At 75.1% G+C, this 21,498-nt stretch carries 17 protein-coding genes, 1 tRNA gene and 1 pseudogene; 14 read left to right on the top strand and 5 right to left on the bottom strand.

What is annotated here, in order from left to right; translation table 11 throughout:
- The 3 genes and pseudogenes from ACZ1IK_RS08070 to ACZ1IK_RS08080 form a co-directional block, all read right to left on the bottom strand.
- Positions 1-312, bottom strand: a pseudogene (locus ACZ1IK_RS08070) (hypothetical protein); the annotation flags it as partial.
- Positions 313-684: 372 nt separating this feature from the next.
- Positions 685-2,490 (bottom strand): phosphomethylpyrimidine synthase ThiC, encoded by a 1,806-nt coding sequence (gene thiC, locus ACZ1IK_RS08075; protein ID WP_036341386.1) that lies wholly within the window; start codon positions 2,488-2,490, stop codon positions 685-687.
- 173 nt (positions 2,491-2,663) lie between these two features.
- On the bottom strand, positions 2,664-3,821 hold the full coding sequence (locus ACZ1IK_RS08080) for a YkvI family membrane protein (protein WP_144786182.1): 1,158 nt from the start codon (positions 3,819-3,821) through the stop codon (positions 2,664-2,666).
- A 73-nt stretch (positions 3,822-3,894) separates the two neighbouring features.
- Here ACZ1IK_RS08080 and thiD point away from each other — a divergent pair, with 73 nt between their 5' ends.
- Complete coding sequence (gene thiD, locus ACZ1IK_RS08085; RefSeq protein WP_036341380.1) at positions 3,895-4,752, top strand: bifunctional hydroxymethylpyrimidine kinase/phosphomethylpyrimidine kinase; 858 nt, start codon at positions 3,895-3,897, stop codon at positions 4,750-4,752.
- 196 nt (positions 4,753-4,948) lie between these two features.
- On the opposite strand, the gene ACZ1IK_RS08090 is transcribed toward thiD, so the two are convergent.
- Positions 4,949-5,021: transfer RNA gene (locus ACZ1IK_RS08090), tRNA-Arg, on the bottom strand.
- An 86-nt stretch (positions 5,022-5,107) separates the two neighbouring features.
- Positions 5,108-5,851 (bottom strand): thiamine phosphate synthase, encoded by a 744-nt coding sequence (thiE, locus tag ACZ1IK_RS08095; RefSeq protein WP_135019787.1) that lies wholly within the window; start codon positions 5,849-5,851, stop codon positions 5,108-5,110.
- 145 nt (positions 5,852-5,996) lie between these two features.
- On the opposite strand from thiE, the gene ACZ1IK_RS08100 reads away from it, so the two are divergent.
- The 13 genes from ACZ1IK_RS08100 to ACZ1IK_RS08160 all read left to right on the top strand — a co-directional run bounded on the left by ACZ1IK_RS08100 (position 5,997) and on the right by ACZ1IK_RS08160 (position 21,494).
- A complete protein-coding gene (locus ACZ1IK_RS08100; RefSeq protein WP_036316589.1) occupies positions 5,997-7,166 on the top strand; it encodes an FAD-dependent oxidoreductase in 1,170 nt (389 codons plus the stop codon).
- A complete protein-coding gene (gene thiS / locus ACZ1IK_RS08105; RefSeq protein ID WP_041105270.1) occupies positions 7,163-7,405 on the top strand; it encodes a sulfur carrier protein ThiS in 243 nt (80 codons plus the stop codon). Before ACZ1IK_RS08100 ends, thiS begins: the two co-directional genes overlap by 4 nt.
- A gap of 3 nt (positions 7,406-7,408) precedes the next feature.
- Positions 7,409-8,227: a thiazole synthase gene (locus tag ACZ1IK_RS08110; protein WP_036316581.1), complete on the top strand. Its 819-nt coding sequence runs from the start codon at positions 7,409-7,411 to the stop codon at positions 8,225-8,227.
- Entirely contained in the window at positions 8,224-9,405 is a 1,182-nt protein-coding gene (gene moeB / locus ACZ1IK_RS08115) for a molybdopterin-synthase adenylyltransferase MoeB (RefSeq protein ID WP_134416582.1), read from the top strand. Before ACZ1IK_RS08110 ends, moeB begins: the two co-directional genes overlap by 4 nt.
- A gap of 114 nt (positions 9,406-9,519) precedes the next feature.
- Positions 9,520-11,190 carry an arginine--tRNA ligase gene (argS, locus tag ACZ1IK_RS08120; protein ID WP_134416585.1) on the top strand — a complete coding sequence of 557 codons (1,671 nt, stop codon included), beginning with the start codon at positions 9,520-9,522 and terminating at the stop codon, positions 11,188-11,190.
- An 8-nt stretch (positions 11,191-11,198) separates the two neighbouring features.
- Positions 11,199-12,671: a diaminopimelate decarboxylase gene (gene lysA, locus ACZ1IK_RS08125; RefSeq protein WP_134416587.1), complete on the top strand. Its 1,473-nt coding sequence runs from the start codon at positions 11,199-11,201 to the stop codon at positions 12,669-12,671.
- Positions 12,672-12,841: 170 nt separating this feature from the next.
- A complete protein-coding gene (locus tag ACZ1IK_RS08130) occupies positions 12,842-14,164 on the top strand; it encodes a homoserine dehydrogenase (RefSeq protein WP_049147165.1) in 1,323 nt (440 codons plus the stop codon).
- Between the two features lie 3 nt (positions 14,165-14,167).
- Entirely contained in the window at positions 14,168-15,280 is a 1,113-nt protein-coding gene (thrC, locus tag ACZ1IK_RS08135) for a threonine synthase (protein WP_036313078.1), read from the top strand.
- A gap of 3 nt (positions 15,281-15,283) precedes the next feature.
- The gene (gene thrB / locus ACZ1IK_RS08140) at positions 15,284-16,237 is read left to right on the top strand and encodes a homoserine kinase (RefSeq protein ID WP_041103240.1); all 954 of its coding nucleotides are present in this window, start codon (positions 15,284-15,286) and stop codon (positions 16,235-16,237) included.
- A 320-nt stretch (positions 16,238-16,557) separates the two neighbouring features.
- Complete coding sequence (gene rho / locus ACZ1IK_RS08145; protein ID WP_206481347.1) at positions 16,558-18,639, top strand: transcription termination factor Rho; 2,082 nt, start codon at positions 16,558-16,560, stop codon at positions 18,637-18,639.
- A 115-nt stretch (positions 18,640-18,754) separates the two neighbouring features.
- Positions 18,755-19,864: a peptide chain release factor 1 gene (prfA, locus tag ACZ1IK_RS08150; protein ID WP_044659208.1), complete on the top strand. Its 1,110-nt coding sequence runs from the start codon at positions 18,755-18,757 to the stop codon at positions 19,862-19,864.
- The gene (prmC, locus tag ACZ1IK_RS08155) at positions 19,861-20,763 is read left to right on the top strand and encodes a peptide chain release factor N(5)-glutamine methyltransferase (protein WP_044659207.1); all 903 of its coding nucleotides are present in this window, start codon (positions 19,861-19,863) and stop codon (positions 20,761-20,763) included. The genes prfA and prmC overlap by 4 nt, the downstream gene beginning before the upstream one ends.
- The gene (locus ACZ1IK_RS08160) at positions 20,760-21,494 is read left to right on the top strand and encodes an L-threonylcarbamoyladenylate synthase (protein WP_044659206.1); all 735 of its coding nucleotides are present in this window, start codon (positions 20,760-20,762) and stop codon (positions 21,492-21,494) included. Before prmC ends, ACZ1IK_RS08160 begins: the two co-directional genes overlap by 4 nt.
- Positions 21,495-21,498: the final 4 nt, after the last annotated feature.

The following is a 21,498-nucleotide window of genomic DNA, read 5'->3' on the forward strand; positions in this document are numbered from 1 at the left end:
GGCAAAGGGGGAGGTGCTGGGGACGACCGCGGTCGGGGCGACGCCATCCGGGAGCACGTCCAGAGCAGGTCGGCCGGCGAGGGCAGTCACGTGGGGGCTCGTGGACGTGGCCGCAGAGCCGGAGTCCGGTCCCGTCAGCGACGTCCGGATCATGGGCCAGGCCTCGCCAGCGGGGAATGCCGAGATCTCGTACACCGTGCCGTCCATGCGCCAGCGTTCCTCCTTCTCCACCCCGACGTAGGACGCGAGGAGCGCTGCTGTTCCGAGCGTGATCAGGAGAAGGAGGAATCTCGAGACGAGCATCCGGGTCATCACGGCTGGCCCGAGGAGAGCTGAGCGGCTGGATGATGCCTCACCTGGGAAGCGCCCCTGGGGTGCGGACCGGCGGGGTCATGTCGACTTTCACGTCATATTCCATCCACTCAATTCCTGTGGGCGAATGGGACACGCATCACAGGGGCCTGACGGAATAGTGAGCCCAGTGTGTGTGTGTGAGTCAAGAGGCATCACCACTCGATCGACCACCGAGCGCACTGCCCCGTCCGTGGGGCCGCGCCTTCGCCGTCCCGGAGGGCCTTGTCCTGGCGATCGCGTCATGACCTGGTGGCGGCCCTCAGGTCATGACGCGATCGTCAGGTGGCGCAGGGGCGGGCCATCCCGCCCCACCTCACCCCGCGTCCGGCCTCAGGCGTCCGAGGCGGTGCGGATCGTCGGCTCGGGCAGGTACACGGACCCGCCGGCGGCCCGGAACTCCGCGGACTTCGCGGCCATGCCGGCCTCGGCGATCCGCGCCTGCTCGGACGCGCCGCCGAACTCGCTGCGGATGTCCTGGCTGATGCGCATGGAGCAGAACTTCGGCCCGCACATCGAGCAGAAGTGGGCGGTCTTGGCGGGCTCGGCCGGCAGCGTCTCGTCGTGGTACTCCTCGGCGAGCTGCGGATCCAGGCCGAGGCCGAACTGGTCGCGCCAGCGGAACTCGAAGCGCGCCTTGGACAGCGCGTCATCGCGGTCGCGGGCGCCGGGGTGGCCCTTGGCGACGTCGGCGGCGTGCGCGGCGATCTTGTAGGTGATCACGCCCGTCTTCACGTCGTCCCGGTCCGGCAGGCCCAGGTGCTCCTTGGGCGTGACATAGCAGAGCATCGCGGTGCCGTAGCGGGCGATCTCGGTGGCGCCGATGGCCGAGGTGATGTGGTCGTACGCCGGGGCGATGTCCGTGACGAGGGGGCCGAGCGTGTAGAACGGGGCGCCCTTGCACAGCTCCTGCTGGCGCTCCACGTTCTCCCGCACCAGGTGCAGCGGGATGTGGCCGGGGCCCTCCACCATGACCTGGACGTCGTACGCCCACGCCCGCTCCGTCAGCTCGGCGAGCGTGTCGAGCTCGGCGAACTGGGCGGCGTCGTTGGCGTCCGCCACGGAGCCCGGCCGCAGGCCGTCGCCCAGGGAGAACGCGACGTCGTAGCGCGCGAAGATCTCGCAGAGCTCGTCGTAGTTCTCGTAGAGGAAGTTCTCCTTGTGGTGGCCCAGGCACCAGCCGGCCATGATCGAGCCGCCGCGGGAGACGATGCCGGTCACGCGGTCCGCGGACAGCGGCACGTGGCGCAGCAGCACGCCGGCGTGCACGGTCATGTAGTCCACGCCCTGCTCGCACTGCTCGATCACGGTGTCGCGGAAGATCTCCCAGGTCAGGGCCTGGTGGTCGCCGCCGACCTTCTCGAGGGCCTGGTAGATCGGCACGGTGCCGATCGGCACCGGGGAGTTGCGCAGGATCCACTCGCGGGTGGTGTGGATGTCGTCGCCCGTGGACAGGTCCATCACGGTGTCCGCGCCCCAGCGGGTGGCCCACTGCAGCTTCGAGACCTCCTCGGCGATCGACGACGTCACCGCCGAGTTGCCGATGTTCGCGTTGACCTTCACGGCGAACGCCTTGCCGATGATCATCGGCTCCGACTCGGGGTGGTTCACGTTCGCCGGAATGATGGCGCGGCCGGCCGCGACCTCGGAGCGCACCAGCTCCACGTCCACGCCCTCGCGCAGGGCGACGTAGCGCATCTCCGGGGTGATCTCGCCGCGCCGGGCGTAGTGCATCTGGGTGACGCGCGCGCCCTCCTTGGCGCGCAGCGGGGGGCGGCGCTCGCCGGCCCACTCCTGTGAGGCGGCGCCGCGGCGCACGGCCGAGCGGCCGTCGTCGAGCAGGTCGCGCTCGCGGCCCTCGTACTCCTCGACGTCGCCGCGGGCGCGGATCCACTCGGCGCGCTGGGCGGGCAGGCCGCGCTCGGGCACGGAGCCCGGGCCCATGGTGCGGTAGACGGTCAGGGGCGCATTGGGCGTGCCGTCGGGGGAGTCGTCCTGGTGGACCTCGGTGACGGGCACGCGGATGCCGTGCTCGGCGTCCTCGAGCCAGCCCAGACGGTGCGTGGGGTAGTTCTCCTCGGCGACGACCTCGGCCGTCGACTCGGCTGCGGGCAGGGGGGTGCGCTCGGAAACGGACATGGCCGCGGCTCCTTCTTCCTTCGCCGGAATGACCCGGACAGGTTCAGACGGTCTCCGGGCGGCGTCAGCCCGGTCTCAGCCCCGTGCCGTGGGGCTCCCGTGGGATGCGAACGACCCTAGCACGTCCCCTGCGGGGCCTCACCGCCGTCGGCAGCGGCCATGCGGCGGGCCGCTCAGGCGCGCGCCGCGCGGGCCGCCCGCCGGCGTACCGTGGTGCGCTCGACGATCCACGTCACGACCAGCATCACGATGATGACGATGCCGGCGTAGCCGAGGACGGGGTAGACGGTGCCCACGAGGTCGGAGAAGCCGACGCTCGAGAGCAGGGTGGCGGCCAGGGCCGTGACGACGGCGATGACCCAGCCCGGCACGCGGCGCATCGAGGACAGCAGGGCGATGCGCTCCACCCCGCCGTACAGGCACGAGACCGCCGTCGTGAACTGCGCCAGCAGCAGGACGACCGTGTACAGCAGGGCGGCCCAGCCGCCGATCATCGCGGCCAGCTCGACCATGGGCAGCTCGGCACGGCCGATGAGCTGGGCGTGGACGGTCAGCGCGGCCATCACCGCGCCGGCCATCACCACGAGGCCCAGTGCCCCGAGCCCGGCCCCGGCGACGAGGGAGCGGCCCGACGAGGAGCTCTCCTCGCCGATCGGGGCGAGCACCGCGTAGGCCAGCTGGATGTTGAAGGCCACGTACAGCACGCCCGAGAGCCACCACTGGTTGATCAGCGGGGACGAGGTCACGAGCGCGGCGACGTCGTCCACCGCGGCCCCCGGGTTCGCCAACCCCCACACCGCGACGCCGACGGCGACCACGATGATCAGGGGGACCACCACGGCCTGGACGCGCACGAGGCCCGTGATGCCGGCCAGCACCGAGACCACGCAGACGGCGGCCATCACCAGCGAGCCCACGAGCGAGGGCAGCCCGAACGCGGTGTGCACCGCCGCCCCGGCCCCGGCCAGCATGATCACCAGCGTCCCCAGCAGGGACGTGGTGATGCACAGGTCCGCGAACCAGGTGGGCACGCGCGACGTCGTGGGGTTCACGATCCGGTGGATGTCCGTGGTCCGCAGCTTCTGCGCCAGCCGCAGCACGATCACCGCGAGCAGGAAGAACAGCGCGCCGGCGATCACGAGCGCCCCCGTGCCGCCCCAGAGGCCGAAGCTCACGAAGTACTGCAGGATCTCGTTGCCCGAGGCGTACCCGGCGCCGATGGTGGTGCCGATGAACGTGGCGGCGATCCCGAGCGGGGAGGTCGGCCGCAGCGGCGCCGACTCCTCGGCTTGGCCGGGGTGCGCGGGAGAGCTCTCTGTGACGTGGGACATGCGACTACATTCTCATGGGCGGGATCGGCCCGGCCCGGACGGCCGATCCGCCCCGACCCGAAGGAGCCCCCGCATGACCCCCGCCGTCCCCCGCGTGCTCAGCATCGCCGGCTCCGACTCCGGCGGCGGCGCCGGTGTCCAGGCCGACTTGAAGACCATCGCCGCGTGGGGCGGCTACGGGATGACCGCGATCACCGCGATCACCGCCCAGAACACGCAGGGCGTGCAGGCCGTCCACCCGCTGCCGGTGGACGTGGTGCGCGCCCAGCTCGACTCGGTCGCCGCCGACATCGCCGTGGACGCCGTGAAGATCGGCATGCTCGGCACGGTGGAGCTCATGCGGGCCGTCGCCGGCTGGCTCGAGGAGACCCTGCCCGCCGTCGTCGTCGTGCTGGACCCGGTCATGGTGGCCTCGAGCGGTGACGCTCTCACCGCGGTGGGCGACGACGACGGGCGCGCCGCGTGGTCCCGGCTGCTGCGGGCGGCGCACCTGGTGACCCCCAACCTGCCCGAGCTGGCCCGGCTGACCGGGCGGGACGCGACGGGCTGGGACGCCGCCCTCGACGCGGCGCGGGGCCTGGCCGCCGAGCACGGGGTGACGGTGCTGCTCAAGGGCGGGCACCTGGACGAGACCGAGGCGCCCGAGGCCGCAGCGGCGGAGGTGCCGGACGCCGTCGTGCGCGTGGACGGAGCCGTGCACGAGGTGCGCGGCCCGCGCGTGACGACCCGCGCCTCGCACGGCACCGGCTGCACCCTCTCCTCGGCCCTGGCCACGCTGGCCGGGGCGGGCCTGAGCTGGGAGGACGCACTCGAGCGAGCCAAGCCGTGGCTGGCCGACGCGATGCGGGCGGGGGAGGCGCTCGCGGTCGGGGACGCCTCGCGGCCGACGTGGCACGGGCCCGTCGACCACGGTCATGCGCAGCGGGGCTGAGGGCGGGACCTCCGGGCTTCGACACGTTCGAGGCGGGAAATCCGGCGAATACGCACCTCGGGACGTCCCATGAGGTCGATTTCCCGCCTCGAATGCCGGTGACCCGGACCTCCCGCTCCGCTCGAGCGTCCGGGTCCGCAGAACGCAGAAGAGCCGGACCACCGTGTCGCCACGGGGGTCCGGCTCTGTTCGCTCGTGCCCCCGGCAGGATTCGAACCTGCGGCCTTCTGCTCCGGAGGCAGACGCTCTATCCCCTGAGCTACGGAGGCGGGGGTCGCAGCGCGTCGAGCGCGTTGCGGACTCGACGACTCTACACCATCAGGACGGCCCGTCCGTGACCTCCCCGCGGGGCGCGTCAGTCGCGCAGGCCCGCGCGCAGCGTCCGGGCCGCGGCCTCGGGGTCCTCGGCCTGCGTCACGGCGCGGACCACCACGATCCGCTCCGCCCCGGCCGCGCGGACCTCGGGCAGCCGGTCCGCGTCGACGCCGCCGATGGCGAACCACGGCCGCGCCCCCGCCAGGTCCTCGACGTCCAGGCGCGCGGCGAGGGCCGGCAGCCCCAGTCCGACGGCGGCCCGGCCCGGCTTCGTGGGCGTCGCCCACACCGGCCCCGTGCAGAAGTAGTCCAGGCCGTCCTCCGCGCGGGCGGTGCGCACCTGCGCCCCGGTGTGGCACGAGCGGCCGAGCACCACGTCCGGGCCCAGCAGGGCGCGGCACTGCGCGGTGGTCAGGTCGGTCTGGCCCGTGTGGAACACGTCCACCCCGGCCAGGGCGGCGACGTCGGCGCGGTCGTTGGCGGCCGAGAGCGCCCCGTGCTCCCGGGCCAGCGGGACGAGCGTGGCGAACGCGGCCAGCTCGACCGCCACGTCCACGGCCTTGTCCCGCACCTGGATCACGTCTACTCCGCCGCGGAACGCCGCCGCGCAGAAGTCGGCGAACGCGGCCGTGTCGAGCGTGCCGTCCGGGCGCAGGAACCGCTGCAGGTCGGTGCAGACGTACAGCCGGGAGGCGGCGAGGCGGGCGCGGCGGCGCGCGCCGGGGCCGGTGCCGCCGTCGTCGCGGCCGGCCGCGGTCATCAGGAGCGGATCGGGGGAGTGCATGCGCCCACTGTGGCAGACTGGCCGCTGTTCCATGGGAGCCCGGGCCGCACACGCCGGGCTGAGAGGGCCGCAGGGGCGCACCGCGCCGGCGCGGCCGACCATCACCACTCGATGCGGGTCATGCCGCCGTGAGGAGGACCGGTCCGTGCACGTGGCCGTCGTCGGGGCCGGGATCATCGGCCTCACCGCCGCCGTGCGTCTGCGTGCCGCAGGCCACGCCGTCACCCTGATCGCCCCCGAGCTGGACGCCGCCGGGCGCCCGCACGCCGTGGCCGGGGCCACCCACGCCGCGGCGGGGATGCTCGCGCCGCTCGCCGAGACCCAGTTCAGCCAGGACGACCTCGCCCCGCTGCTGCAGGCCGGCTGGGAGGCCTACCCGGCCCTCGTGGACCTGCTCGCCGCCTTCACCGATGTGGAGACGGGCTTCCTCGCACAGGGCGCCTGGATCGTGGCCGCGGACCCCTCGGACGCCCGCGCCTGGGACCACGTGCTCGAGCACGCCTCGATCCTCGGTCGCCGGGTCGAGCCCGTCTCCGTCCGCGCGCTGCGCCGCGCCGAGCCCGCCCTGGCCCCGGGCCTGGCCGCCGGCTTCGACGCCCCGGACGACCATCAGGTGGACCCGCGACGGCTCGCCGCCGCCTGCGTCGCCGCCCTGCGCGCCGAGACCGGACCCGACGGCGGCCCGCTCCCGGTCGGCGCCGGACCCGCCGCCCGGTTCGTGGCCGGACGCGTCACCGCCGCCGGCCCGGAGGGCGAGGGGGTGCGCCTCACGCTGGCCGACGGGGGCGTCCTCACCGCCGACGGCGCGGTCCTCGCCGCGGGCCTGGGCCACCGCGGGATCGGCGGCGCGGCCACCGCCGTCGAGGTCCCGCTGCGCCCCGTCCACGGCGACGTGCTGCGTCTGCGGGTGCGCCCCGAGCAGCTGCTGCCGGGGGAGTCGCACCTGATCACCCGCACCGTCCGCGGCCTCGTCCACGGGCGCCAGGTCTACCTCGTGCCCCGCGCGGACGGCACCCTCGTGGTCGGCGCCTCGGCCCGCGAGGACGGCCTGGCCGGCACCTCCGCCGGGGCCGTGCTGGACCTGCTCGCCGACGCCGCCGCGATCCTGCCCGCCGTCCGCGAGTGCGAGCTGGTCGAGATCACCACCGCCGCCCGCCCCGGCACCCCCGACGACGCCCCGCGCGTGCTCGCCGTGCCCGAGGCTCCGGGCGCCGTCGTCGCCACCGGCTTCCACCGTCACGGGATCCTGCTCGCCCCCTGGGCGGCCGGGCGGATCCTCGAGCTGCTGCACGCCCGCCTGAAGGAGATCGCATGAGCACCCTCCCCCTGACCCTCAACGGAGAGCCCGCCGAGCTGGCCGTGGCCACCGTCCGCGACGTCGTCGCGCACGTCACCGGGCGCGCGATCGGCGAGGACGGCGCCGCCGCGGACGGGCGGCGGCTCGGCGTGGCCGTGGCGGTCGGCGGCGAGGTCGTGCCCCGGTCGGCCTGGGCCACCCGGGAGCTGGCCGCCGGGGACGAGGTCGACGTCGTCACCGCGGTGCAGGGGGGCTGAGCGATGGCCGAGCACCGCACCCCGCCCGCCGCCCCCGCGATCCCGCCGCTGCGGATCGGCGGCTACGACCTGGCCTCCCGGCTCATCATGGGCACGGGCGGCATCACCGACCTGACCGCCCTCGAGGGCGCCCTCGTCGCCTCCGGCACCACGCTCACCACCGTGGCGCTGCGCCGCTGGTCCGCGGACACCCGTGACGGCCTGGTCGCGCTGCTGGACCGCCTCGGCATCGACGTGCTGCCCAACACCGCCGGCTGCTACACCGCCCGGGACGCCGTGCTCACCGCCCGGCTCGGCCGGGAGGCGCTCGAGACCGACCTCGTGAAGGTCGAGGTCATCGCCGATGAGCGCACCCTGCTGCCCGACGTCGTCGAGACCCTCGAGGCCACCGAGCGGCTCGCCGCCGACGGCTTCACCGTCCTGGCCTACACCTCGGACGACCCCGCCATGGCGCTGCGCCTCGAGCAGGCCGGCGCCGCCGCCGTCATGCCGCTGGGCTCGCCGATCGGCTCGGGGCTGGGCATCCTCAACCGCGCACACCTGGAGCTGATCGTCTCCCGCGCCTCCGTGCCGATCGTGCTCGACGCCGGCGTGGGCACCGCCTCGGACGTCGCCCTGGCGATGGAGGCCGGCTGCGACGCCGTGCTCGCCGCCTCGGCGATCACGCGCGCCGCCGAGCCCGCCCGCATGGCCCACGCGTGCCGGCTCGCGCTCGAGGCGGGCTTCCACGCCCGCCGTGCCGGGCGCATCCCGCGCCGCGAGCACGCCCTGGCCTCCTCGCCGATGGCCGGGCGGGTCACGGCCGAGGAGGACGAGCGGTGACCGCCGCCCGCGAGCCCCGCGACCTCACCGCGCTGTCCGACACCCAGCTGGAGCGCTTCGCCCGCCACCTGAGCCTGGACGGCTTCGGCCCCGAGGCCCAGCTGGCGCTGCTGCGCTCCCGCGTCCTCGTGGTCGGCGCCGGCGGCCTCGGGGCGCCCGTGCTGACCTACCTCGCCGCCGCGGGCGTGGGGGAGGTCCACGTGATCGACGACGACATGGTGGACCGCTCCAACCTGCACCGCCAGGTGATCCACGCCGAGGCGGACCTCGGCCGCCCCAAGACCGCCTCCGCCGCCGCGACGATGCGCGGCCTGCACCCCGAGGTGCGCGTGGTCGAGCACCGCGAACGCCTGACCGCGGCCAACGCGCTCGAACGGGTCGGCGCCGTGGACCTCGTGCTCGACGGCACGGACAACTACGCGACCCGCTACCTCGTGGCCGACGCGTGCGAGATCGCGGGCGTGCCCGTGGTGTGGGGCGCGATCCTGCGGTTCGCGGGGCAGGTGAGCGTGTTCGCCCCGGGCGGGCCGCTGTACCGGGACGTGTTCCCGGAGCGGCCCGAACCCGGCGAGGCGCCCTCGTGCGCGCAGGCCGGAGTGCTCGGGGTGCTGCCCGGGATCATCGGCTCCCTCATGGCGGCCGAGGCGATCAAGCTGCTCTCCGGGGTGGGTGAGCCCCTGGTCGGGCGGCTGCTCTCCGTGGACGCCCTGACGATGCGCTTCCGTGAGCTGCGGCTCGTGCCCGACCCCGAGCGGACCCCCGTGACGGACCTGTCCGCCCACGCGGACCAGGCCCCCCGCCCGGACGACGCCGGCGCCCCCGGCTCGGCGGAGGCGTGCGGCGCCGCGGGCGGGGAGATCGCCCCCGCCGCGCTGGCCGCCCTGCTCGCCGACCCCGCCCGGGCCGCGTCCCTCACCCTGCTCGACGTCCGCGAGGACTGGGAGCGCCGCCTGCGCCGGGTCGAGGCCCCCGCGACGGTGGCCGATCGGCACGTCCCGCTCGAGGCCGTCCTCGCGGAGCCGGCGGCCCTCGCGCCCGGGCAGGACCGCGTCCTGGTGGTCTACTGCGCCGCCGGAGCCCGCTCGGCCCGGGCGCGGGACGCCGTCGTCGGGGCCGACCCGAGCGCCGGCGGGCGCGTCCTGTCCCTCGCCGGCGGCCTCGCCGCCTGGCCCGCCTGACCCCCATCCCGACGAACCCTGCGAGATGGCCCCCACCGCGGGCCGGAGGGGGCCATCTCGCAGGGTTCGTTCGCACGCGCACGGGCGCGGCGGCCCTTCCGTAGACTTGCGCGGGTGAAGCCCGAAGACCTCTCCGCCCTGCTGTCCGCTGTCCTCACCGACGCCGTCGATGCCGGTGACCTCCCCGCCGCGCTGCGGGAGGAGATCACCCCCGCGCGCGTGAAGGTGGAGCGACCCCGCAGCCGCGAGCACGGCGACTGGGCCACCAACGTCGCCCTCCAGCTGGGCAAGAAGGCCGGGATGGCCCCGCGCGACCTCGCCGGGCTCGTGGCCGAGCGCCTGACCGGGAAGCCGGGCATCGCCGCCGTCGACGTCGCCGGCCCCGGCTTCCTCAACGTCACCCTGGACGCGGCCTCGGCCGGTGCCCTGGCCCGCGAGATCGTCGAGGCCGGCCCGGAGTACGGCCGCAACGACGCCCTGGCCGGGCACACCGTGAACATGGAGTTCGTCTCCGCCAACCCCACCGGCCCGCTGCACATCGGCCACACCCGCTGGGCCGCGCTGGGCGACGCGATCGCCCGCCTGCTGCGCGCCTCGGGCGCGGACGTCACCGCCGAGTACTACGTCAACGACGCCGGCAACCAGATGAACGTGTTCGCCGACTCGGTCCTCGCCCGCCTGCACGGCCGCGACGTCCCCGCGGGCGGCTACCCGGGCGCGTACGTGCAGGAGCTGGCCGACGCCGTCGCCCTCGAGCACCCGGACGTGCGTGAGCTGACGGACGAGGCCGCCCGCCCGGTGGTCCGCGAGGCCGCGTACCGGCTCCAGATGCAGGACATCAAGGACACGCTCGCCGCCTTCGACGTGCACTTCGACGTGTTCACCTCGGAGCAGACGCTCCACGACTCCGGCGCGATCGACCAGGCCGTGCAGCGGCTGCGCGAGCAGGGCCACATCGAGGACCGCGAGGGCGCCGTGTGGCTCAAGACCACCGACTTCGGCGACGACAAGGACCGCGTGCTCATCCGCGCCAACGGCGAGCCCACCTACTTCGCCGCCGACGCCGCCTACTACCTCCACAAGCGCGACCGCGGCTTCGAGGAGAAGGTGTACCTGCTCGGCGCCGACCACCACGGCTACGTGAACCGCCTCAAGGCGATCGCCGCCGCCGCCGGCGACGACCCCGCGACGAACATCGAGATCCTCATCGGCCAGCTCATCTCGGTCAACGGCGCGAAGCTCTCCAAGCGCGCCGGCAACATCATCGAGCTCAAGGACCTCGTGGAGTGGCTCGGCCGCGACGCCCTGCGCTACGACCTGGCCCGCTACCCCGCGGACTCGCCCCTGACGATCGACCCCGAGCTGCTGCGCTCCGCCACGAACGACAACCCCGTCTACTACGTGCAGTACGCCCACGCCCGCGCCTCGGGCGCGGCGCGCACCGCGCAGGCCCACGGCGTGGACCGCTCCGAGTTCGACGCCGCCCTGCTCACCCACGCCACCGAGTCGGAGCTGCTGGCCCAGCTGGCGGAGTTCCCGGCCGTCGTCGGCGCGGCGGCGCGCCTGCGCGAGCCCCACCGCGTGGCCCGACACCTCGAGGTGATCGCCGGGGCCTACCACTCGTGGTACGCAGCCTGCCGCATCGTGCCCCTGCCCACCGACGACGGGACGCCGCGTCCCGTCGAGACCCTCAACCGCACCCGCCTGTGGCTCAACGACGCCACCGCCCAGGTGCTGGCCAACGGCCTCGGCCTGCTCGGCGTGACCGCCCCGGAGAAGATGTGAGCGCCCGGATGACGACGCCGCAGCCCGCCCCCGCCTCCCCGCTCGCCCCCGCCTGGCTCCCCGCGCCGGGGGACCCGGACGCGCTCGTGCCCGGCCTGTGGGCCGCCGGCGTGGACCGCGCCGCCGACGGCGAGCTCACCGTCCAGGGCCTGCGCGCGAGCGCGCTCGCCGCGGAGTTCGGCACGCCGCTGCTCGTGGTGGACGAGGACGACTTCCGCGCCCGCGCCCGCGCGTTCCGCGAGGGCTTCGACACCGCGTTCGCCGACCTGTGCGGGGGAGCGGACGTCTACTACGCCGGCAAGTCCATGCTCACCCTCTCCACCGCCCGCTGGGCGGCCGAGGAGGGCCTGCGCGTGGACACCGCCTCCGGCGGTGAGCTGGCGATCGCGCTGGCCGCCGGCGTCGACCCGGCCCACATCGGCCTGCACGGCAACAACAAGTCGGACGCCGAGCTGCGCACCGCCCTCGAGGCGGGCGTGGGCCGGATCATCGTGGACTCGCTCGACGAGCTCACCCACCTGGCCGCGCTCGCGGCCGAGGCCGGCCGCCGCGCCCCCGTGATGCTCCGGCTGACCCCGGGCGTGCACGCGCACACCCACGACTTCATCGCCACCGCGCACGAGGACCAGAAGTTCGGGCTCTCCCTGGCCCCGGCGTCCACCGACCGGGACGGCAACGTGGCCGGCCGCTCGCCGGCCGCCGTCGCCGTGGCCGCGGCCCTGGCGGCCGAGTCGATCGACCTGCTGGGCGTGCACTGCCACATCGGGTCCCAGATCTTCGAGGCCGAGGGCTTCGGGCTGGCGGCCGGACGCGTGCTCGAGTTCCTCGCCGAGATCAAGGCCGAGCACGGGGTGGAGCTGGCCGAGCTCGACCTCGGCGGCGGCCACGGCATCGCCTACACGGCCGTGGACGAGCCGCGCCCGGCCGCGGAGATCGCCGACGCCCTCGCCGACGACGTCCAGAAGACCGTCGAGCGCCTCGGCCTGAGGTGCCCGCGGGTCTCGCTCGAGCCGGGGCGGGCCATCTCGGGCCCCGCGGGGCTGACCCTCTACACGGTCGGGGTGACCAAGACCGTGGACGCGGACGCCCCCGACGGCGGCACCGCGGCCCGCCGCTACGTCGCCGTGGACGGCGGCATGTCCGACAACCCGCGTCCCGTGCTCTACGACGCCGACTACACCGCCGTCTCCGCGCGCCGCACCTCGGAGGCCGAGCCGGCGCTCTCCCGTGTGGTGGGCAAGCACTGTGAGTCCGGCGACATCCTGGTCCGCGACGTGTACCTGCCGGCCGACCTGGGCCGCGGCGACCTGCTGGCCGTGCCGGCCACGGGCGCGTACACGCACGTGATGTCCTCGAACTACAACGCGCTGGCCCGCCCGGCCGTCGTCGCGGTCTCCGGCGGGCAGGCGCGGGTGATCATCCGCCGCGAGACGCAGGAGGACCTGTTCGCCCGCGAGGCCGATCCGCGCCTCGCCCGCTGAGGACGCGGGCGAGGCGCACCCGGCCGTCGGCCTCGGGCCCGGGTGGGTCCGTCCCGCTCTGCGGACACCGAGTGTCGCGCGGTGGGACGGGCCGGGGCGCCGCGCTAGATTCGAGGCCAGCCGGGCCGCGCGGTCGCGCGGGCCCGACCCACCCTGGATCACGGAGGACCATGCCCCAGCACACCGACGCCCCCACCGCACTCAAGGTCGCCCTGCTGGGCGGCGGGACCGTGGGGTCCCAGACCGCCCGGATCCTCACCGAGGACGCCGACATCCTGCGGGACCGCGTGGGCGCCGACCTCGAGCTCACGGGCATCGCGGTGCGGGACACGGGCGCGACGCGCGACTGGCAGGCGGACCCGGCGCTCTACACGACCGACGCCGAGGCGCTCGTGGACGGCGCGGACGTCGTCATCGAGCTGATGGGCGGCATCGAGCCGGCCCGCACCCTGATCCTGCGCGCCCTGGCCGCCGGCACGTCCGTGGTGACCGGCAACAAGGCACTGCTGGCCCAGCACGGCGAGGAGCTGTACGCCGCGGCCGCCGCCACCGGCGCGCAGCTCAGCTTCGAGGCCGCCGTCGCCGGCGCCATCCCGATCCTGCGCCCGCTGCGCGACTCCCTGGGCGGCGACCGCGTCACCCGCGTGATGGGCATCGCCAACGGCACCACCAACTTCATCCTCGACCGGATGGACTCCGAGGGGGCGGACTTCGACGACGCCCTCGCCGAGGCCCAGCGGCTCGGCTACGCCGAGGCCGACCCGACCGCCGACGTCGAGGGCCACGACGCCGCCGCGAAGGCCGCGATCCTGGCGACCATCGCGTTCGGGGCGCCGTACACACTGGACCAGGTGGCCGTCGCGGGCATCACCGCGATCACGGCCGAGGACAACGCCGCCGCCGCGGAGGCGGGCTACGTCATCAAGCTGCTGGCGATCGCCGAGCGCGGCCGCGCCGCCGACGGCGCCGAGGGCGCGGTCCTGCGCGTGCACCCCACCCTGCTGCCGCGGGAGCACCCGCTGGCCTCCGTGCGCGGGGCGTTCAACGCCGTCTTCGTGGAGGCCGACAACGCCGGCGAGCTCATGTTCTACGGTCCCGGCGCCGGCGGCGCCCCCACCGCCTCCGCGGTGATGGGCGACGTCGTCTCGATCGCCCAGCGCATCGTGCGCGGCGGCCCGGCGCGCCTGCGCACCCCCGTCACCGCCCTGCCCGCCCTGGACCCGGCCGAGGCCCACACCTCCTTCATGGTCGTGCTGCGCGCGGCGGACCAGCCCGGTGTGCTGCGCCGCGTCGCCGGGGTGTTCGAGGAGCACGGCGTCTCCATCGAGACGTTGCGTCAGGTCCCATCTGAGCGCGAGGACGCCCCCGGCGCGTCCCTGCGGCTGATCACCCACCGTGCGCGGCAGCGCGACCTCGACGCCACCGTCGGGGCGCTCGCCGCCCTGGACGTCGTCCACGAGGTGGCGTCCGTCCTCCGAGTCGAAGGGAACTGACCCATGGCCCACCAGTGGCGCGGCGTCGTCCGCGAGTACGCCGACCGCCTGCCCGTCACCGAGGACACGCGCGTGATCACCCTCGGCGAGGGCGGCACCCCGCTCATCCACGCCCCCCACCTCTCCGAGCTGGTGCAGGGCACCGTGCACGTGAAGTTCGAGGGCATGAACCCGACCGGCTCCTTCAAGGACCGCGGCATGACCATGGCGATCACCGCCGCCGTCGCTGACGGCGCGAAGGCCGTCGTCTGCGCGTCCACCGGCAACACGTCCGCCTCGGCGGCGGCCTACGCCGCGCAGGCCGGGATCACGTGCGCCGTGCTCGTGCCCGAGGGGAAGATCTCGATGGGCAAGATGTCCCAGGCCGTGGCCCACGGCGCGGAGATCCTCCAGGTGCAGGGCAACTTCGACGACTGCCTCGAGGTGGCCCGCAAGCTGGCCGAGAACTACCCCGTGTTCCTCGTGAACTCCGTCAACCCGGCCCGCATCGAGGGGCAGAAGACCGGCGCGTTCGAGGTCGTGGACACCCTCGGCGACGCCCCGGACTACCACCTGCTGCCCGTGGGCAACGCGGGCAACATCACCGCGTACTGGAAGGGCTACCGCGAGTACGCCGCCCCCTACGTGAACCCGCACGAGGGCGCCTCGGACGCCGAGCTGCCCGCGGTGGCCACGAAGACCCCCGTGATGTGGGGCTTCCAGGCCGCGGGCGCCGCCCCGATCGTCCAGGGCCACCCCGTGACCGACCCGGACACGATCGCCACCGCCATCCGGATCGGCAACCCGGCCTCGTGGGAGCAGGCCGAGGCCGCCCGCGACGAGTCCGGCGGGATGATCGACTCCGTCACGGACGAGGAGATCCTCGAGGCCCATCGCTGGCTCTCCGCGAAGGAGGGCGTGTTCGTCGAGCCCGCCTCCGCCGCCGGCGTCGCCGGGCTGCTCAAGCACCACGCCGCCGGGAACGTGCCGGCCGGCAAGAGCTGGGTCATCACCGTCACCGGCCACGGCCTCAAGGACCCGCAGTGGGCCCTGCGCGGCGCCGACGGCGCCGACGTGACCCCGCGCTCGGTGCCGTTCGACGTGGTCACCGTCGCCCAGGCCCTCGGCCTGAGCTGAGCCATGGCCGCACCGCAGCCGCTGGCGCCCGGGACCGCCGCGTCCGTCTCCGTCCCCGCCACCTCCGCCAACCTCGGCCCCGGCTTCGACTCGATGGGCCTGGCCCTGGAGCTGCGCGACGAGGTGACGCTCACGGTCGTGGCGGGCCCCGACGTCGCGGAGGTCGAGGGGGAGGGCGCGGCCACCCTGCCGCGGGACGGCGCGCACCTGATCCTGCGCCTGGCGCACGAGCACCTGCGGGACCGCGGGTTCACCGCGCCGGGGCTGCACCTGCGCGCCGTGAACCGGATCCCGCACGCCCGCGGACTCGGCTCGTCCGCGGCCGCCGTCGTCGCGGCCTACGCCGCGGCCGAGGCCCTGCTGCCGGCCGCGCTGCGCCGGGCGCCCGCGGACCTGCTCGAGGCGGCCACCCGCTTCGAGGGGCACCCGGACAACGTCGCCCCCGCGCTCGTGGGCGGGGCCACCGTCTCCTGGACCCGTGACGACGTCCCCGGCCCGGCCACGGCGCGGCTGCGGCTGCACGAGCGCGTGGTGCCGGTGGTCGCGATCCCGGACACCGAGCTGTCCACCCACGTCGCCCGGGGCGTGCTGCCCGCCGAGGTGCCCCACGCCGTGGCGGCGGCCCAGGCCGGCCGTGCCGCGCTGCTCGTCCACGCGCTGGCGGAGGACCCCGCGCTGCTGCCGGCCGCCACGCGCGACTGGCTGCACCAGGAGCCGCGCGCCGTGACCATGCCGGCCAGCGCCGCACTGGTCGCGGGGCTGCGCGAGCGCGGCCACGCCGCCGTCGTCTCCGGCGCGGGTCCCACGGTGCTCGCGCTGTGCGACGGCGTCCAGGCGGCCGAGCACGCCACGGAGGCGGCGCGTGCTCTGACGGCGGACGGGGCGGCCGCCTGGCGCGTGCTGGTGCCGTGCGTGGCCGTGGACGGTGTTAGGGTGGAATCACTCCACCACGGCTGACCCCACCGCCTCGCGCGGCCCGGGTCTCCGGTGCCCGGGCCTGTGACGGCCGGACGCACCGTGCGCCGTCGGCCGGAACCCCGCCGCGATCCATCCCGTGCTGCGCACGGCCGGCGTGCGGGATCCGCTCCGGCTCGGTCGAGTCCGGACGCCTCCGCCCCGTCACGCAGCGACTGCGCACGATCAGGGGAGGCGCCACTGCTGAGTTCACACCATGAAACCCGGTTTTCTGGGGCGCCGCTGCGCGGCCCGACCGGATGCACACCGCAGCCCGACGCGCCACGCGCCGCCGGGCCGCATTCGAGGGAGAAGGAACCTTCGTGACCGAATCCACGGAACAGACCACGCCGACGAACGGCGGTGGCCTGGCCTCGCTCAAGCTCGCCCAGCTCCAGGCCCTGGCCTCCCAGCTCGGCATCGCCGGCGGCTCGCGCATGCGCAAGGCCGACCTGGTGACCGCGATCTCCGACCACCAGCGCGGCGGCTCCGTGGCGGACCGCGACGCCGCCGAGCGCGCGGCCCAGGCCCCCGCGGCCCCCGCCGCCGAGGCCGTCCCGGCGGCCGCGTCCTCTCAGGACGCCGCCCCGGCCGCCGAGCGCCCGGCCCGCCGCCGCTCGCGCCGCGCCGACGCCGACACCTCCGCTCCGGCCGCCGTCGCCCAGGACGGGCAGCCCCAGGCCGAGGCCCGCGAGGCCCAGACCGAGCAGGGCCCCCGGGAGACCGCCTCGGACCAGGATCGGTCCGGGGGGTCCGAGACCCGCGACGAGGGCGAGGACCGCCCGCAGTCCGAGCGCCGTTCCCGCGGCCGCCGCCGCGCCGGCGACGACGACGCCCAGCAGGGTCAGGACCGTCGCTCCGACGGCGCCCAGGGCGAGGACGGCGCCGACGCGGACCGCCGCGGCGACCGGGAGGACCGTGATGACAACGGGCGCGAGAACGGCCGCGGCCGCAACGGCCGCAACGGGCGGGACCGCGACAACGGCCGCGACCGCGAGAACGGCCGCGAGAACAATCGGGACCGTGAGAACGGCCGCGACGGCTCCCGCGAGCAGCGCGGCGACAAGTCCGAGGACGGCGGCCGGGGCGACGGCGGACGCGGGGACCGCAGCCGCCGCGACGACCGCGACGACGAGGGCGGCCGCAACCGTCGCAACCGCCGCAACCGCAACGAGCGCGGCCGCAACCGCCGTGGCCGCGGCGGCCCCGAGGTCGACGAGACCGAGCTGACTGAGGACGACGTCCTGCAGCCCGTGGCCGGCATCCTCGACGTGCTGGACAACTACGCGTTTGTCCGCACCTCCGGCTACCTGCCGGGCCCGAACGACGTCTACGTCTCCCTGGCCATGGTGAAGAAGTACGGTCTGCGCAAGGGCGACGCCGTCGTCGGCGCGATCCGCGCCCCGCGCGACGGCGAGAAGCAGCAGCACCACGGTGGCGGCTCCAACCGTCAGAAGTTCAACGCCCTGGTGAAGATCTCCTCGGTCAACGGTCAGCCCGCCGTCGAGCACCCGCAGCGCGTGGAGTTCGGCAAGCTCGTGCCCCTGTACCCGCAGGAGCGCCTGCGCCTGGAGACCGATCCCAAGCTGATCGGCCCCCGCGTGATCGATCTGGTCAGCCCCATCGGCAAGGGCCAGCGTGGCCTCATCGTCTCCCCGCCCAAGGCCGGCAAGACGATGATCCTGCAGTCGATCGCCAACGCGATCAAGACGAACAACCCCGAGGTCCACCTCATGATGGTGCTCGTCGACGAGCGCCCCGAGGAGGTCACCGACATGCAGCGGTCGGTGGACGGCGAGGTCATCGCCTCCACGTTCGACCGCCCGGCGGACGACCACACCACTCTCGCCGAGCTGGCCATCGAGCGCGCCAAGCGCCTCGTGGAGATGGGCCGCGACGTCGTCGTGCTGCTCGACTCCATGACCCGCCTGGGCCGCGCCTACAACCTGGCCGCCCCGGCCTCGGGCCGCATCCTCTCCGGCGGTGTGGACTCCTCGGCGCTGTACCCGCCGAAGAAGTTCTTCGGCGCCGCCCGCAACATCGAGAACGGCGGCTCGCTGACCATCCTGGCCACAGCGCTGGTCGAGACCGGCTCGCGCATGGACGAGGTGATCTTCGAGGAGTTCAAGGGCACCGGCAACATGGAGCTGCGCCTGTCCCGCCACCTCGCGGAGCGCCGCATCTTCCCGGCGGTGGACGTCAACGCGTCCGGCACCCGCCGCGAGGAGGCCCTGCTCTCGCAGGAGGAGGTCAAGATCATGTGGAAGCTGCGCCGGGTGCTCTCCGGCCTCGAGCAGCAGCAGGCCCTCGACCTGCTCACCAACAAGATCAAGGACACCGCGTCCAACGCCGAGTTCCTCATGCTGGTCTCCAAGACCACGCTGGGGTCCAAGGGCGACGACTGACCGTCCCGTCGCACGGCCCCGTCTCGCCCGGGGGAGCTCGTCTCCGCCGGACGGGGCGGGGCCGTCCGCGTCGGACAGCCCGGCCCGTTGAGGCCGGAGGAGGAGAGGCACGCACGTGTTCGATTCGGACCAGCGGCGCGAGGCCGTGGATCGGCTCCTGGCGGAGCATCGCGAGCTGACGGCGCGCCTGTCCGACCCGGCGGTGCACCAGGACCCGGCACTCGCCCGGCGGCTGAACCGGCGGTTCGCCGAGCTCGGCGCCGTGGTGACGGCCCACCGCGCCTGGTCGGCGGCGGCGGAGGAGCTGGCCGACGCGCGGGAGCTGGCCGCGGCCGGCGACGACGACGCGGCGGCCTTCGCGGCCGAGGTGCCCGGTCTGGAGGCGGCCGAGGCGGAGGCCGCCGAACGGCTGCGCCGGCTGCTGATCCCGCGCGACCCCGACGACGCGCGCGACGTGATCCTCGAGATCAAGGGCGGCGAGGGCGGCGAGGAGGCGGCCCTGTTCGCCGGCGACCTGCTGCGCATGTACCTGCGCTACGCCGAGTCCCGGGGCTGGAAGACGGAGGTCCTCTCCGCCACGCACTCCGACCTGGGCGGCTACAAGGACGTCCATGTGGCGGTGCGGGGGAGCGCGGCCGACCCGGCCGACGGCGTCTACGCCCGGCTCAAGTTCGAGGGCGGCGTGCACCGCGTGCAACGCGTGCCCGTCACCGAGTCCCAGGGCCGCATCCACACCTCCGCCGCCGGCGTGCTCGTGCTGCCCGAGGTGGACGCCCCGGACGAGGTCCACCTCGATCCGAACGACCTCAAGGTGGACGTCTTCCGCTCCTCCGGGCCGGGCGGCCAGTCCGTCAACACGACCGACTCCGCGGTGCGCCTGACGCACCTGCCCACGGGGATCGTCGTCTCCATGCAGAACGAGAAGTCCCAGATCCAGAACCGCGAGGCCGCGCTGCGCGTGCTGCGGTCGCGGCTGCTCGAGCGGCAGCGGGCGGAGCAGGACGCCGAGGACTCCGCGGCGCGCGCCGCGCAGGTGCGCACCATGGACCGCTCGGAACGCATCCGCACCTACAACTTCCCGGAGAACCGGATCGCGGACCACCGCACCGGCTACAAGGCGCACAACCTCGACGCGGTCCTCGACGGCGACCTCGAGGCCGTGATCGCCTCCTGCCTCGCCCTCGACGAGGAGCGGCGGCTCGCCGCGCTGGGCGGGGACGCGTGAGCGCACCGGCCTGGTCCGCGCTGCTGCGCGACGCCGCCGCCCGCCTGACCGCGGCGGGCGCCGACTCGCCGCGCGTGGACGCCGAGCTGCTGCTGGCCCATGTGCTCGGACTCGACCGCGGCGCGCTGCTGGCCCGGGTGTTCGCCGGGGCCGTGGCCGAACCCGCGCAGGCGGCGGCGTTCGAGGCGCTCGTCGGGCGCCGCGCCGCCCGCGAGCCCGTCCAGCACCTGACCGGTGTCGCGCACTTCCACGGGCTCGACCTGGCGGTCGGCCCGGGCGTCTTCGTTCCGCGGCCGGAGACCGAGCTGCTCGTGGAGACCGTCGTGGCCGACCTGGCCGCGCGGCCCGCGGCGGGCGTCGTGGTGGACCTGTGCACCGGCTCCGGTGCGATCGCCGCGGCCGTCGCGGCGTGGGGCGAGGCGCGGGGCCGCCCGCTCGCCGTCACCGCCGTCGAGCTCGACCCGACGGCGGCCGACTGGGCCCGGCGGAACCTCGCCCCGCGCGGGGTCGACCTGCGACAAGGTGATGCCCTTGTCGCATGCCCCGACCTCGAGGGCCGCGTGGACGTCGTCGTGAGCAACCCGCCCTACGTGCCCGAGGCCGAGGTGCCCGTCCAACCGGAGGCCCGACTGGACCCGGCGCGGGCGCTCTACGGCGGGGACGCGCCCGGGCTGCGGATCCCGCGGGCCATCGCGCACCGGGCGGCGGACCTGCTCGCCCCGGGCGGCCTCTTCGCCATGGAGCACCACGAGACGCAGGGCCCGGCCCTCCTGGCCGCCCTCGGCGCGGACCCCCGGTTCACGGGCGTCCGCGTGCACCCGGACCTCACCGGACGAGACCGGTTCCTGACGGCGCGCCGGTCCTGCGAAGCCGCGGCGGGCGCGGAGGTGGAAGAATGACCTACGTGAGTGACTTCATCGACGTCTCGGATCCGGCCGCCCTCGAGAATGCCGTGGCCCGCGCCCGCGAGGTCCTCGCGGACCGCGGCTGCGTGGTCCTGCCGACGGACACCGTCTACGGCATCGGAGCGGACGCGTTCTCCCCCCTGGCCGTGGCCGTGCTGCTGGCCGCCAAGGGCCGTGGCCGCACCATGCCGCCGCCCGTGCTCATCGCGGACCGCCGCGTCATGGCCGGCCTCGCGTACGACGTGCCGGAGGAGGCCGAGGCCCTCGCCGAGCGCTTCTGGCCCGGCGCCCTCACGCTCATCCTCAAGTCCCAGCCCACGCTGACCTGGGACCTCGGCGAGACCCGCGGCACCGTCGCCCTGCGCGTGCCCGACGACGCGGTGGCCCGCGAACTGCTCTACGCCGTCGGCCCCATGGCCGTCTCCAGCGCGAACCGCACCGGCATGGACGCCGCCACCACCGCCGACGCCGCCCGCTCGATGCTGGGGGAGTCCGTGGCCCTCTACCTCGACGCCGGCCCCCGCGAGAGCCGGGATCCCTCGACGATCGTGGACTGCACCGTCACCCCGTTCCGCGTCGCCCGGCAGGGCTCCGTGCCCCTGGAGGAACTGCGCGCGGTGGTGCCGGACCTGCTCGCCGAGGGCGAGGAGCCGCCGGTCGCCGCCGAGCGGATCGCGGCCGCCGAGGACACCGCTGCGGCGCGCCCCGCCGACCGGGAGGCCTGACCGG

The organism is Micrococcus sp. CS26, assembly GCF_055522295.1.

Bases quoted from the DNA above. Each gene is read 5' to 3' on its own strand.
- ACZ1IK_RS08110 (WP_036316581.1), top strand. From the start codon at position 7,409: ATGGCCGAGCACCGCACCCCGCCCGCCGCCCCCGCGATCCCGCCGCTG.
- lysA (WP_134416587.1), top strand. From the start codon at position 11,199: ATGACGACGCCGCAGCCCGCCCCCGCCTCCCCGCTCGCCCCCGCCTGG.
- thiS (WP_041105270.1), top strand. From the start codon at position 7,163: ATGAGCACCCTCCCCCTGACCCTCAACGGAGAGCCCGCCGAGCTGGCC.
- thiD (WP_036341380.1), top strand. From the start codon at position 3,895: ATGACCCCCGCCGTCCCCCGCGTGCTCAGCATCGCCGGCTCCGACTCC.
- ACZ1IK_RS08160 (WP_044659206.1), top strand. From the start codon at position 20,760: ATGACCTACGTGAGTGACTTCATCGACGTCTCGGATCCGGCCGCCCTC.
- ACZ1IK_RS08080 (WP_144786182.1), bottom strand. From the start codon at position 3,821: ATGTCCCACGTCACAGAGAGCTCTCCCGCGCACCCCGGCCAAGCCGAG.
- thrC (WP_036313078.1), top strand. From the start codon at position 14,168: ATGGCCCACCAGTGGCGCGGCGTCGTCCGCGAGTACGCCGACCGCCTG.
- thrB (WP_041103240.1), top strand. From the start codon at position 15,284: ATGGCCGCACCGCAGCCGCTGGCGCCCGGGACCGCCGCGTCCGTCTCC.
- thiE (WP_135019787.1), bottom strand. From the start codon at position 5,851: ATGCACTCCCCCGATCCGCTCCTGATGACCGCGGCCGGCCGCGACGAC.
- thiC (WP_036341386.1), bottom strand. From the start codon at position 2,490: ATGTCCGTTTCCGAGCGCACCCCCCTGCCCGCAGCCGAGTCGACGGCC.
- ACZ1IK_RS08130 (WP_049147165.1), top strand. From the start codon at position 12,842: ATGCCCCAGCACACCGACGCCCCCACCGCACTCAAGGTCGCCCTGCTG.